12 protein-coding genes, 14 tRNA genes and 1 riboswitch are annotated in these 11536 nt (G+C 44.1%); of the genes, 22 read left to right on the plus strand and 4 right to left on the minus strand.

Features of this window, described 5'->3' with window-relative positions:
* The first annotated feature begins 65 nt into the window (after positions 1-65).
* The 13 genes from RBH91_RS05090 (at position 66) to RBH91_RS05150 (ending at position 1287) form a co-directional block, all read left to right on the plus strand.
* Positions 66-141 (plus strand) — tRNA-Val (locus tag RBH91_RS05090).
* Between the two features lie 21 nt (positions 142-162).
* Positions 163-239, plus strand: a tRNA-Met gene (locus tag RBH91_RS05095).
* A 39-nt stretch (positions 240-278) separates the two neighbouring features.
* Positions 279-355 (plus strand) — tRNA-Asp (locus tag RBH91_RS05100).
* A gap of 17 nt (positions 356-372) precedes the next feature.
* Positions 373-445, plus strand: a tRNA-Phe gene (locus tag RBH91_RS05105).
* 6 nt (positions 446-451) lie between these two features.
* Positions 452-524, plus strand: a tRNA-Thr gene (locus tag RBH91_RS05110).
* 8 nt (positions 525-532) lie between these two features.
* A tRNA-Tyr gene (locus tag RBH91_RS05115) sits at positions 533-617 on the plus strand.
* A gap of 7 nt (positions 618-624) precedes the next feature.
* A tRNA-Trp gene (locus RBH91_RS05120) sits at positions 625-698 on the plus strand.
* A 21-nt stretch (positions 699-719) separates the two neighbouring features.
* Positions 720-792 (plus strand) — tRNA-His (locus RBH91_RS05125).
* 14 nt (positions 793-806) lie between these two features.
* Positions 807-878: transfer RNA gene (locus tag RBH91_RS05130), tRNA-Gln, on the plus strand.
* A gap of 54 nt (positions 879-932) precedes the next feature.
* A tRNA-Gly gene (locus RBH91_RS05135) sits at positions 933-1007 on the plus strand.
* 15 nt (positions 1008-1022) lie between these two features.
* Positions 1023-1093: transfer RNA gene (locus tag RBH91_RS05140), tRNA-Cys, on the plus strand.
* Between the two features lie 11 nt (positions 1094-1104).
* A tRNA-Leu gene (locus RBH91_RS05145) sits at positions 1105-1193 on the plus strand.
* Positions 1194-1205: 12 nt separating this feature from the next.
* Positions 1206-1287: transfer RNA gene (locus RBH91_RS05150), tRNA-Leu, on the plus strand.
* Positions 1288-1719: 432 nt separating this feature from the next.
* Here RBH91_RS05150 and RBH91_RS05155 read toward each other — a convergent pair.
* Entirely contained in the window at positions 1720-2088 is a 369-nt protein-coding gene (locus RBH91_RS05155; RefSeq protein WP_307893704.1) for a four-helix bundle copper-binding protein, read from the minus strand.
* 198 nt (positions 2089-2286) lie between these two features.
* Between RBH91_RS05155 and aroD the strand changes: the two genes are divergently transcribed.
* The gene (aroD, locus tag RBH91_RS05160; protein ID WP_307893705.1) at positions 2287-3051 is read left to right on the plus strand and encodes a type I 3-dehydroquinate dehydratase; all 765 of its coding nucleotides are present in this window, start codon (positions 2287-2289) and stop codon (positions 3049-3051) included.
* Positions 3052-3222: 171 nt separating this feature from the next.
* A riboswitch (TPP riboswitch) is annotated at positions 3223-3332 on the plus strand.
* 144 nt (positions 3333-3476) lie between these two features.
* Positions 3477-5252 (plus strand): phosphomethylpyrimidine synthase ThiC, encoded by a 1776-nt coding sequence (gene thiC / locus RBH91_RS05165; RefSeq protein ID WP_307893706.1) that lies wholly within the window; start codon positions 3477-3479, stop codon positions 5250-5252.
* Positions 5253-5287: 35 nt separating this feature from the next.
* Here thiC and RBH91_RS05170 read toward each other — a convergent pair whose 3' ends face one another.
* Positions 5288-5743 (minus strand): hypothetical protein, encoded by a 456-nt coding sequence (locus tag RBH91_RS05170; protein WP_076761462.1) that lies wholly within the window; start codon positions 5741-5743, stop codon positions 5288-5290.
* Positions 5740-5946 carry a helix-turn-helix transcriptional regulator gene (locus RBH91_RS05175; protein ID WP_307893707.1) on the minus strand — a complete coding sequence of 69 codons (207 nt, stop codon included), beginning with the start codon at positions 5944-5946 and terminating at the stop codon, positions 5740-5742. Before RBH91_RS05175 ends, RBH91_RS05170 begins: the two co-directional genes overlap by 4 nt.
* A 549-nt stretch (positions 5947-6495) precedes the next feature.
* Here RBH91_RS05175 and RBH91_RS05180 point away from each other — a divergent pair.
* From RBH91_RS05180 to RBH91_RS05210, 7 genes are all read left to right on the plus strand, one after another.
* Positions 6496-6708 (plus strand): hypothetical protein, encoded by a 213-nt coding sequence (locus RBH91_RS05180; RefSeq protein ID WP_076761464.1) that lies wholly within the window; start codon positions 6496-6498, stop codon positions 6706-6708.
* 107 nt (positions 6709-6815) lie between these two features.
* Positions 6816-7562, plus strand: a complete 747-nt coding sequence (locus RBH91_RS05185; protein ID WP_076761466.1) for an ABC transporter ATP-binding protein — start codon at positions 6816-6818, stop codon at positions 7560-7562.
* Positions 7528-8997 (plus strand): hypothetical protein, encoded by a 1470-nt coding sequence (locus tag RBH91_RS05190; protein ID WP_307893708.1) that lies wholly within the window; start codon positions 7528-7530, stop codon positions 8995-8997. The genes RBH91_RS05185 and RBH91_RS05190 overlap by 35 nt, the downstream gene beginning before the upstream one ends.
* The gene (locus RBH91_RS05195) at positions 8987-9895 is read left to right on the plus strand and encodes a PqqD family protein (RefSeq protein ID WP_307893709.1); all 909 of its coding nucleotides are present in this window, start codon (positions 8987-8989) and stop codon (positions 9893-9895) included. Before RBH91_RS05190 ends, RBH91_RS05195 begins: the two co-directional genes overlap by 11 nt.
* Positions 9892-10176: a hypothetical protein gene (locus RBH91_RS05200; protein ID WP_076761470.1), complete on the plus strand. Its 285-nt coding sequence runs from the start codon at positions 9892-9894 to the stop codon at positions 10174-10176. The genes RBH91_RS05195 and RBH91_RS05200 overlap by 4 nt, the downstream gene beginning before the upstream one ends.
* 104 nt (positions 10177-10280) lie before the next feature.
* Positions 10281-10550, plus strand: a complete 270-nt coding sequence (rpsN, locus tag RBH91_RS05205; protein WP_307893710.1) for a 30S ribosomal protein S14 — start codon at positions 10281-10283, stop codon at positions 10548-10550.
* A gap of 137 nt (positions 10551-10687) precedes the next feature.
* Positions 10688-10761: transfer RNA gene (locus RBH91_RS05210), tRNA-Gly, on the plus strand.
* 101 nt (positions 10762-10862) lie between these two features.
* Here RBH91_RS05210 and RBH91_RS05215 read toward each other — a convergent pair.
* Positions 10863-11492 (minus strand): B3/B4 domain-containing protein, encoded by a 630-nt coding sequence (locus RBH91_RS05215; protein ID WP_307893711.1) that lies wholly within the window; start codon positions 11490-11492, stop codon positions 10863-10865.
* Positions 11493-11536 lie beyond the last annotated feature (44 nt).

Genomic DNA, 11536 nt, shown 5'->3' on the forward strand with positions numbered 1-11536 from the left:
TTAGGACAGTATGCTAAAGGCGCAACGTTCTGTTGCAACACATGCACTTGTACGTCCTGTACTGCGGAGGATTAGCTCAGCTGGGAGAGCATCTGCCTTACAAGCAGAGGGTCGGCGGTTCGATCCCGTCATCCTCCACCATATCTATGAAAATAACATTATCGCGGGGTGGAGCAGTTCGGTAGCTCGTCGGGCTCATAACCCGAAGGTCGCAGGTTCAAATCCTGCCCCCGCAACCAAAACAATTCATGAGAAGTACCCGAAGGGTGCAGCTAAATGGTCCGGTAGTTCAGTTGGTTAGAATGCCTGCCTGTCACGCAGGAGGTCGCGGGTTCGAGTCCCGTCCGGACCGCCATTAAAATTTAAATACTTGGCTCGGTAGCTCAGTTGGTAGAGCAACGGACTGAAAATCCGTGTGTCGGCGGTTCGATTCCGTCCCGAGCCACCTTTTGCCGGTCTAGCTCAATTGGTAGAGCAACTGACTTGTAATCAGTAGGTTGGGGGTTCAAGTCCTCTGGCCGGCACTGTTTTCGGAGGGGTAGCGAAGTGGCTAAACGCGGCGGACTGTAAATCCGCTCCCTCAGGGTTCGGCGGTTCGAATCCGTCCCCCTCCACCATTATTTTAGGGGCATAGTTTAACGGTAGAACAGAGGTCTCCAAAACCTCCGGTGTGGGTTCGATTCCTACTGCCCCTGCCAATTTGCAATTCAGAATGTATGGCGGTTGTGGCGAAGTGGTTAACGCACCAGATTGTGGCTCTGGCATTCGTGGGTTCGATTCCCATCAATCGCCCTTTATAATTATATTGGGCTATAGCCAAGCGGTAAGGCAACGGACTTTGACTCCGTCATGCGCTGGTTCGAATCCAGCTAGCCCAGTTTTCATCTTTTCTTATGAAGCTGCATATGATGAGATGACTTACTAATAAAAATGCGGAAGTAGTTCAGTGGTAGAACACCACCTTGCCAAGGTGGGGGTCGCGGGTTCGAATCCCGTCTTCCGCTCCAATTTCTTAAAATGATGGCGGCATAGCCAAGTGGTAAGGCAGAGGTCTGCAAAACCTTTATCCCCGGTTCGAATCCGGGTGTCGCCTTATTTGCCCGTGCCGGGGTGGTGGAATTGGCAGACACACAGGACTTAAAATCCTGCGGTAGGTGACTACCGTGCCGGTTCAAGTCCGGCCCTCGGCACCATTGCTCACACATGCCGGTGTGGCGGAATTGGCAGACGCGCACGACTCAAAATCGTGTTCCTTCGGGAGTGTCGGTTCGACCCCGACCACCGGTATCAAGTTTATTATTCGAAAATAATACGAAAAACGGTCTAGCGCTATGCTAGGCCGTTTTTCGTTATATCCGAATTGTACGCAAGGAGGTCGTATGAGTATAGCCTGATAGCCGAATCTAAAGAAACACAAAAGGTCAGCGAGAGCGGTCTGCCGAATTTCGGCTATGAAACGCATTATGATTGGATCATAGAACAGGACCGATTCTAAGGTGGCGAAACATGGCCGTCTTTTTTTACTTGCGCTATCCAGAATGATATAAAATAGAAACTTTAATATAAATCGTATACCATTCATAGCCCTTAACGGCTGATCTCGAAATCGCTTCGGCACGACTCAAAATCTGTTCTTCTTTCGGGAGTGATGAAAAAACGTTTCTCACGATCAGTAAGAAACGTTTTTCGTACAATCCGTAAGTTCATTTTCTCAGCATATCATGACGGCATTGCAAAGGAACGGCATTCCTGGGCGCATTGCAGGCAAGTCTGACTGCATGTTTGCGATTGCTGATCGGGCTGTTGTGAACAGTGATTTCCGCAGATTTCACAAATTTTTGCGCACAGCAAGGCAAGCGATTTTGCAAAGCGGCTGTACCTTGCGATATATTTGGCGGTCAGCGTACATATATCGGCACAATCTCTAAGCATTCTTAATTGGTCTTTTCTATGTCTCGGATCTTCCCTTGTGAGAACGTAATACTCAGTTAACTCACAAACAGCTTCACAATGCTGAAGCATTTTTAAAACACGTTGGTGCTGGACGTTCCTTAAATCCGCATGATAGGGAACGGTATGGTCATCCATTATATTTCCTCCTTCGTTCTATATGATCATTCCAACTTCATCCTATTCTTGTGCACTTGCCTATGCTCTGGGTGTTCATCTATTTTTGTTTCATATCTGCGGCATAGCCTAAGATTTTTGCTTGCGCTTATGATGAATATTGGTTACCGTTAAGTCATTGAGATTTCACGGATATAGAAAGAACAGGAGCTGAAACAAGTGGAGAAACTGGTGAAGGTCAGAGGAATGACGTTTGGAGAAGGCGCCCCGAAAATTTGTGTGCCCCTTGTCGGAGAAACACTCGGACAATTGAAAGAAGAAGCGGCTTTTCTGCAGACGTTTGATGCGGATGTCGCCGAATGGCGGGCAGATTTTTATGAAGGTGTTGAAGACATCGAGAAGGTAACTGAGGCTTTGTCGGAAATCCGCGGCCTTTTGAAAGAAACTCCGCTGATCTTTACCTTTCGCAGTGCGAGGGAAGGCGGAGAAAAAGATGTCAGCCCGGAATATTATTTTTCTTTAAATGAAACGGTTATCAAAACAGGGCTTGCCGATCTCATCGATATCGAGCTGTTTCATGATGAACGGGCTGTGAAAGCAGCGACGGAAGCCGCACATGCGAATGAAGTGGCAGTCATTATTTCCAATCATGATTTTGAGAAGACGCCGGCCACAGAAGAAATGATTTCCCGCTTGAAGAAAGCGCAGGAATTGGGTGCAGATTTGCCGAAAATTGCAGTTATGCCTGAAACGCCGGCTGATGTGCTAAGGCTGCTTGAAGCGACGTATACGATGCATGAGCAGTATGCAAAGCGGCCGATTATTACGATGTCCATGGCCGGGAAGGGTGTAGTCAGCCGTTTGGCAGGCGAGGTGTTTGGTTCGGCCATGACTTTCGGCGCCGCAAAGAAAGCCTCGGCTCCGGGACAGATCGCAGCTGGTGAGCTCAAGAGAATGATTGGTGTTCTGCACGATCATTTATAATCCTGTTAACGGATCTTTCTCCATAATGGTATTCACTTTTGCTGACATATCCCTTTTTAATTAAAAGCAGCTTTCATACGTTTTTGTAGTCAATCATTCCTAAAAAGCAGGAATGATTACATTTTAACTTTTCATCATGTGTTCATTGTGTTACCATAGTGACGAATTAAATAGCATTACTAGGGGTGCCCTGCATGGGCTGAGAGAGGAACGAATGCGTTTCTTAACCCTTTGGACCTGATCTGGTTCGTACCAGCGTGGGGAAGTAAAAGTGATTTATGCTGATTATTGCGAATTGCCGTGCAATAATGGTGATTTTTTACTGACTTTAAACCAGGTTCATGAAAATGTGCCTGGTTTTTTTGTGCTGGTACAGTTCTCAGGTTTAGTCTTGACCAATTTATAGAGGGGAAGGATTTTAAAACATGAAACATGAGTCAGTACAGCAAAAAAACATCTCGATTATGTCAAGCTTTACAGGGAGCCGAAAGGTGTATGTCGAAGGATCGCGTCCTGACATTCAAGTCCCGATGAGAGAAATTGCCCTGAGCCCAACGACAGGTTCATTCGGCGAAGAAGAAAATCAGCCTGTTCGTATATACGACACGAGCGGTGCTTACACAGACGCAAAGGCGGAGGTTGACATTTTAAAGGGGCTGAAGCCTTTGCGGTCGGCCTGGATCAAAGAGCGCGGCGATACCGAGGAATACGAGGGCAGAGACATAAAGCCTGAGGATAACGGCTATAAAAATGTGAAGCAGACGAATCACAGCTACCCGGGGCTGAAAAGAAAACCGCTGCGCGCGAAAAAAGGACAAAATGTCACTCAGCTACATTACGCAAGAAAGGGGATCATCACTCCTGAAATGGAGTTTATCGCGATTCGCGAGCATGTATCTCCTGAATTTGTCCGTGATGAAGTAGCGAGCGGCCGGGCGATCATTCCGTCAAACATCAATCATCCGGAAAGCGAGCCGATGATTATCGGCCGGAACTTCCACGTGAAAATTAATGCCAATATAGGGAATTCAGCCGTCACCTCCTCAATTGAAGAAGAAGTGGAGAAAATGACATGGGCGATCCGCTGGGGCGCCGATACGATGATGGATCTGTCCACTGGGAAGGATATTCACACAACAAGGGAATGGATCATCCGCAACTGTCCAGTGCCTGTAGGAACCGTGCCGATTTATCAGGCGCTTGAGAAAGTAAACGGTGTCGCGGAAGATCTGACTTGGGAAGTTTACCGCGATACATTGATTGAACAGGCAGAGCAGGGTGTGGATTATTTTACGATTCATGCCGGTGTACTCCTGCGCTATGTGCCGCTCACGGCAAAGCGTGTCACGGGCATCGTCTCCCGCGGCGGAGCGATTATGGCGCAATGGTGTCTGGCGCATCATGAAGAAAGTTTCCTTTACACGCATTTTGAAGAAATTTGCGAAATTATGAAAGCTTATGATATCGCATTTTCATTGGGTGACGGACTTCGTCCCGGTTCGATTGCTGATGCGAATGATGAAGCCCAGTTTGCCGAATTGGAAACGCTCGGCGAGCTGACGGAAATTGCCTGGAAACATGATGTGCAGGTGATGATCGAAGGACCGGGGCATGTGCCGATGCATAAAATTAAAGAGAATGTCGATAAGCAAATGGAGATTTGCAAGGAGGCCCCGTTTTATACACTCGGCCCGCTGACGACCGATATTGCCCCGGGCTATGACCATATTACATCAGCGATTGGAGCGGCGATGATCGGCTGGTATGGAACTGCAATGCTTTGTTATGTCACGCCGAAAGAACATTTGGGGCTTCCGAATAAAGATGATGTCCGCGAAGGGGTCATTACATACAAAATTGCGGCTCATGCGGCTGATCTCGCTAAAGGGCATCCCGGCGCGCAAATTCGCGATGATGCGCTTTCGAAAGCACGCTTTGAATTCCGCTGGCGGGACCAGTTCAACCTCTCGCTGGATCCGGAAAGGGCGCTTGCATTTCACGATGAGACCTTGCCGGCCGAAGGCGCGAAGACCGCTCACTTTTGCTCAATGTGCGGTCCGAAATTTTGCAGCATGAGGATTTCTCAAGATATTCGCGATTATGCAAATGAAAATAATCTTGATGAAGAAAAGGCTATTGAAAAAGGCATGGAAGAAAAGGCGAAGGAATTTAAAAAAGCGGGCAGCCGCATATACAGCTGACAAAAAAAGCAGATGAAGCGGGGGCCTTCATCTGCTTATCTGTTCTTTTGAAATGAAAACATATATGACAAGTGTTGAATGACAATTAACACAAAGATGACGATAATCGGAAAGTACGGGATATCGACTTGGAAAAACGGATAAAAGATCATGAGGAGCGCTGCGACAGGCATTGCAAAATACAGAACGATGTAAGAGGTTCTGCACGCTTTGGCGGTCATCATCTGCTCCCTTTCATCCTGTTCTTTAAATTCATCAGGAATGAGAATAAGGCTTCGTTTGCGAGAGCCTTTCTTCTCTAAAAAAGAGTAAACCGCCAGAACCGAAACAAATAGAAGAATGGGAATAAGGTTAAAAACAAAATGCAGTTCAGAATTGCTCGTTTTCAGGCTTCTTGCAATCTGTTCAGATGTTTGGAAAAACGTAATAAAAGTCCAGCACGCAAGTCCGAAAAGAAGAATGTGAAAAAAAGTCCTCGTTTTCATATTCATTCATTTTTCCCCCCTTCTAACCAAAAAACTTCTTCCATATTTAATCGAAACTCCCCGCAAATTTTCAATGCTAAAAGGAGCGACGGTATGTAATTGCCTTTTTCAATGGCCGCAACTGTCTGTCTCGTAACTCCGACAGCTTTTGCAAGAGCTTCTTGTGAATAGCCATATCTTGCTCTCAGCTCTCTTACCCTGTTGTTCATCTTACCACCCGCAATCCTTTTTTTATATAGTATATTTGACATATTGTTAATTGTACTAGACATAATGTTAACTCGATTTTACATTGCATTCAACATCTTTTGATCTAGAAATGGAAGATTCACAACCGCAATACTTAAATTTATACATAAAATTAACAAAAATGGAACAGGTAAAATAGGACTGTCTATCATTGTTTGAAAAAGGACTTTATGGTTATTTTCAGTGTTTATTTTCAAGTGGAGGCATGTCTTATTTTCTAGTTCTTTTCTCACTTGACACTTGGAAACAGTCTGTTTTCAAGAATGAAGAGGAAAAAGGCGGAGAAGATTGAAAATTAAGAAAAAAAGACCATGTGGCATCTGTGATGGTGAAAAACGCAGGGGGATTACGATGGATGGAGAGAATGAATGGGAAAATAGAATCAAAAAGAGACAGATGATTAAATAAATAGTTGGAAGGTAGTATTTATGAAATAGGAAAATTCATAGATTTCAGTATGAATTTGGGTGTGTTACGCTTTGGTTACTTGATAGAAAGGAGGGGGAAAAATGACATACGCAGCACCGCAAGTTGATTATTCTGTCAATCCGGCGATCGAAGACCAAGCTTGGTTCTTAGTGTTCATCGCAGTCCTATTGGCACTTGGAGCGACTGTTGTACTTGGCGCCGCAGTATGGTGTGTAGCTAACGGAAACGGCAGCTTCACGGGATCCGTCAAATGGGCCAGCGGTTTAAAGGTCAGCATTGAGTGCAGGAAGTAGCTATACTTAAGTATCTATTCACATCAAGAGACATATCTTACAGGACTTAACCGCCTGTGGGGGGCGGTTAAGTCCTCATTAATATTCATCACTACCCTGGAGGCATTATGTTTATAATAGATAATCTGTCTAAAACATATAAAAACAATGTGACTGCCGTTAGCGGGTTTCAAATAGAGATTGAAAGAAATCAAATTGTCGCGATAGCCGGTCCGAACGGTTCAGGGAAGACGTCAATCATTCATTCCATTTTAGGAATCATTACGCCCAGCGAAGGAACCATTCTTTTGGATGACCTGCCGAACATGTCGGCGGAATTCAAGCAAAAATTCGCTTATGTTCCCGATGATCTGCTTTTGCCGGATGCCCTTTCAGCTGCTGAATATTTGGATTTTGTTTCTTCAATGTATAATTGTACATCAAAAGAGAAGCGGAAACAATTAATTGAGCTTTTTGATATGGAAGAGGCATTGCAAGAGCCGATTGAAACGTATTCCCACGGAATGAAAAAAAAGACGCAGCTGATCGCCGCTTTTATGCTGGAAAGTGAATTTGTCATCATGGACGAACCTTTCCGCGGGCTGGATATTGAAGCAGTCATCAATACGAAAAAATTGATGAAGCGATATGTGGCTGTACAAGGATCGATTCTGCTTTCGACTCACGATATGCTCTCTGCCGAAGAGCTGTGCGATAAAATCGCGATCCTTTCTAAAGGAGTCAAAATGGACGAAGGAAAAGTCGAAGAATTAAAGCTGAAATATAATAGTAATACATTGGAAGAAGTGTTTTTGAAAGCTTCGATGCTGAGTGATAGGGGTGCGCATTTTGATCAAATCATTCGAAATTTCTAAAATGATGCTGAAAATGTGGCAGAAAGAAATGAGCAAGCTCTTTAATACCGGCACAAAAAGATTGTTGGCCGCGCTTTTTTTGCTGTTGGCGGTCAGTATGGGCGCCGTGATCGGTTATAGCTTTACGGGCATGTTTTTGAGTTCGTTTTTAAATGGTGATGTACGTTCTTTGGGATTGTTCGTGATTTCCATGTTTATGAATGCCTCGATTTTTACATTTGTTTTGTTCATTTTGTTTAAGGTAAGGACGCCGGAGCAGCACAGCTTTTCCATGCAGCTCAGCTGGTTTCCGCTGACGGCTTTCCAGAGAAGCCTCGGCTACTATATTCCGTTTGCCGGAGCGGTATCATTCCTTGTTTTATTCATCATATTTATTTTGCTGATTCCAAATTTTATTGCGACCGGTGTGGGCATCTGGTTTGCGTTTACGTTCTTTGCGCTGCTTTTTGTACAGATTCTCTTTTTCTTTTCATTGCTCAATCTTGTTTATAATTTGGTGTACATCACCATTTTAAAATTCGGCTTTCCGCTGCAGAAATTTTTTTCAATGTTTGCGCTCGTCGTATTAGCTGTGTTGTACGGCATGACGTCTTTTGATCTTGCTAAAATACAGAATGCTTATTCATCATTTGATTATAACTTAACCTATTTCACAGCGCCGCTGTTTCTCCTGCTGAACGGACAGGCAGCAGATGCAGCCATCGTTCCGGTTGTGCTGATTTTGGCAGCCGCCATTATGGCTTCTTTCCTGTCATTGAATTTTGTCCCGATCCTCACTGAAAAAAAATCATCTAAACTGTTTTCATTCATTAAAATCCCGTCATCAAAACTGCTGTCTATGATGGTGAAAGAAATCAAAATTCAAGCCAGAAATGAAGAAAATATTTTAAACTTCATTTTTTTGCTTTTGGCCTTATGTTTTTTAAAATACAGATTTCAATTCGGCTTTACAGGGGAGAGCTATTTGGTGCTTGGCGGCGTAACCGGAATCATTGCATTTAATTCCTTTGGAAACGACCAGCGGATGATGCCGGTGTATAAGGCGCTTCATTTGAAACTGGCAACGGTTTTATGGTCGAAATATCTCGGTTTATGTGTACTCGGTCTGCTTCAGCTTTGCTTGTTTTCCCTGCTGACATGGACGTTTCCGGAGAGCTTCCCGGTCTTGTTGAAGACGATCGCTGTCATGATGAACTCGATTGCCATGTTTTATTTAGCCGGAATCATCTTTCCGCTTGACCGAAATAATCCTTATATGGGGATCTTTTCATTCGGGATGCTCCTTCTCTTTTTGATCCCGCTGTTTTTTATAGGAAATTATGCAATCGATAAAGTCACAGGGAATGGATTGCTGTTTTTCATACCGTGTCTGGAATTACTGCTGCTCCTGTTGTTATACGGCGGGTTTAAATGGAGGTACCATTATGATCATTAATATGGTGAAGGCATTATTCGCAATAAAAAAAATTCCTTATTTTCCAGAGCATGTGACACTTGATCAAAAGCATATTTCAGATCATGACATCGGTGCGGATTTCCCGATTAATCCGACAGCTTATCAAATGCTGAAAGAAATCGATGGAAAAAAAGATGAACAGGAGATAGCAGCCGCCCTTTCAGGCCTGTTCCGCATCAGTGAAGATGTCTTGTTAAAAGATTTGCATGAGCTGCTCTCCGGGCTTAACCAGCGCTATTTGATCAATTGGAAATATGGGGATGGCCCGTCTTTCCAAGGGTTTCTCCATCAATTTTTCGGTCAGTATCATATTCGCTACAGGGAGAGATTTTCGAGCCGGTCTGATTCGTTTTTGTTTTTGTACATAAAATTTCTTCAGATCATTTCAAAGAAAATCATCGTGTTCTGGCTGATCTTTCTGATGCTCTCGCTCGCGGCATTTTCCGCGTTTCCAGATGGTTCGATCATCGGCATCGCGGTTTACTTTTCGGTCATTTATTTCGGGCTGATTACGGGAACAGCGCTTCATGAAGTGGTGCACGGCATCGCACACCGCAAATTGGCCGGGAAACACGGAGCACCGGGATATTTAGCGGCTGATATGATGTCCGTTAAGTTTATCAGGCCCGTGATATCACCGTTTGATAAAAAAATGATTTGGATTACGGCGTTGGGGCCGCTTGTCCCGGGGATACTGGGTTTAGCAGGGGTGCTATTTACGATCTTCTTCCTTCAGGAAAATGCGGTGTCCGTCGGCGTGCTTCTGTTCTTTTCAACTTTTGCTCTGCATATGATTTATCTGCTTCCATTTATGGGTGACGGAAAATCGATTATGAAACAGCTTATGATCAGAGGAATGGGAGGGAAATCATCATGAATGCAAACTCTTTAAAACAGGGATTAATATTTGCCAGTTTCTCAAGTTTCTTGGCATTTCCGATGATATCGGTGGCGCTTTTGTTTTATCATCTATTTGCAAATCAAACGAGTTCGGACATTCTCTTTAACAGCCTGTCGTTTGTGATGGAGAGCGAGTCTTCTTTTTCATTTCAGGTAAAACCCAACTTCTTCTTCATTATGATCGGGCTGTTTATCGGCATCTTTATCATAGCGGCGGCCTTTTCGTCTCTTTTTCAGAAAAAAAAGAAAGGGTCATAAAAAAGCTTGCTTTTTCAGGCAGGCTTTTTTTATTTGCATGAGAAGGAAAGATGTGATAAATTTAAATCGTAATCATTACGTTTTGTTAAAAGGAGGAGGCAAACGTGGCCAAAAAATCAAAAATTGCAAAGGAAAAGAAACGGCAAAAGCTTGTTGAGCAATATGCAGCCATCAGGAAAGAATTAAAAGAAAAAGGCGATTACAGGGCGCTGAGCAAACTTCCGCGCGATTCTGCGCCCTCAAGGCTGCATAACCGCTGTGAGGTGACGGGCAGGCCGAGAGGATATATGAGAAAGTTTAAAATGTCGCGGATTGCATTTAGAGAATTGGCATATAAAGGACATATTCCAGGAGTGAAAAAGTCAAGCTGGTAAACAATTAATGTCGAAAAAAAGCAGCCGATTGAACTCGGCGTTTTTTTCGACAAATTTTTAATATACCCTTGACGAAAATTTAATAAACGTGTAACATTATAAAAGTCAAATCGCTGATCTGATTTTAAAAGATCTGTGCGGGTGTAGTTTAGTGGTAAAACCTCAGCCTTCCAAGCTGATGTCGTGGGTTCGATTCCCATCACCCGCTCCATACATACTGTTTATAACGCAGTGTTTCGTTTCTCAGATTAAACGAAGCATTGCGTTTTTTCATGTATGACTTAAAAAACTTGCTTTTTGTGAGCAAGTTTTTTAAGGAAAGACTGCTGAGATATGTTCTCCGCCGTGAATTTGTTCAAACATTTTTGTCAAAGCTTCTAGCATCCGGAGTGCTTCATCTTTGGAAACCGAAGGTCTGAAGAAGACGAGCTGCAAAGCATCTTTTGTTTCCCTGCTGACGGGATGATGATGGATGTTTTGCGAAAGGGAACCGAATGTTTCGCCCGCATCAGAAACGGTTATGATACTGTCTCTTTCGCCGAGCGCGACGTGAAGCGGTCCCTTTAGCTTCCCGGCATCATAGATATGAACCGGCATCGAATATTTCAGAGAGAAAAAGCGGCTCAAATCAGTGGCGGAATCGGCTGATTCTATGTAGTTTTGCTGCTGAATATCCGTGAGCATCTGCTCAAGGCTTGTTTGCCGGCCGGAAAATGACGGGTCCAGCTTTGTCAGCATCCGCTGCCATTCTTGTATTGCCGGTTCATCCCCGAGGCTCCTGTCGGCATAATCAAAAAACAGCGATTCCTGAAAAAGGCGGAGCCGGCCTTTTAGCATTTGCGGGGAATCCGCAATCTCAATTCCTTTATATAAAACCGCGCCTGCCTTAAATGAAGGAACACGCTTTAAAACAGCAGGGGCTATTTGTAATTTTAGTTCCAATTCCAATTCAACTCCCATTCATCATGTTACACTTATATTATACA

The organism is Bacillus swezeyi (assembly GCF_030908325.1).
Taxonomy (GTDB): domain Bacteria; phylum Bacillota; class Bacilli; order Bacillales; family Bacillaceae; genus Bacillus; species Bacillus swezeyi.

What these genes read in the sequence shown, in the direction of transcription:
- RBH91_RS05180 (WP_076761464.1), top strand. Translation starts at nt 6,496, where the DNA reads ATGACATACGCAGCACCGCAAGTTGATTATTCTGTCAATCCGGCGATC.
- RBH91_RS05175 (WP_307893707.1), bottom strand. Translation starts at nt 5,946, where the DNA reads ATGAACAACAGGGTAAGAGAGCTGAGAGCAAGATATGGCTATTCACAA.
- RBH91_RS05155 (WP_307893704.1), bottom strand. Translation starts at nt 2,088, where the DNA reads ATGGATGACCATACCGTTCCCTATCATGCGGATTTAAGGAACGTCCAG.
- RBH91_RS05185 (WP_076761466.1), top strand. Translation starts at nt 6,816, where the DNA reads ATGTTTATAATAGATAATCTGTCTAAAACATATAAAAACAATGTGACT.
- RBH91_RS05195 (WP_307893709.1), top strand. Translation starts at nt 8,987, where the DNA reads ATGATCATTAATATGGTGAAGGCATTATTCGCAATAAAAAAAATTCCT.
- RBH91_RS05170 (WP_076761462.1), bottom strand. Translation starts at nt 5,743, where the DNA reads ATGAATATGAAAACGAGGACTTTTTTTCACATTCTTCTTTTCGGACTT.
- RBH91_RS05200 (WP_076761470.1), top strand. Translation starts at nt 9,892, where the DNA reads ATGAATGCAAACTCTTTAAAACAGGGATTAATATTTGCCAGTTTCTCA.
- thiC (WP_307893706.1), top strand. Translation starts at nt 3,477, where the DNA reads ATGAAACATGAGTCAGTACAGCAAAAAAACATCTCGATTATGTCAAGC.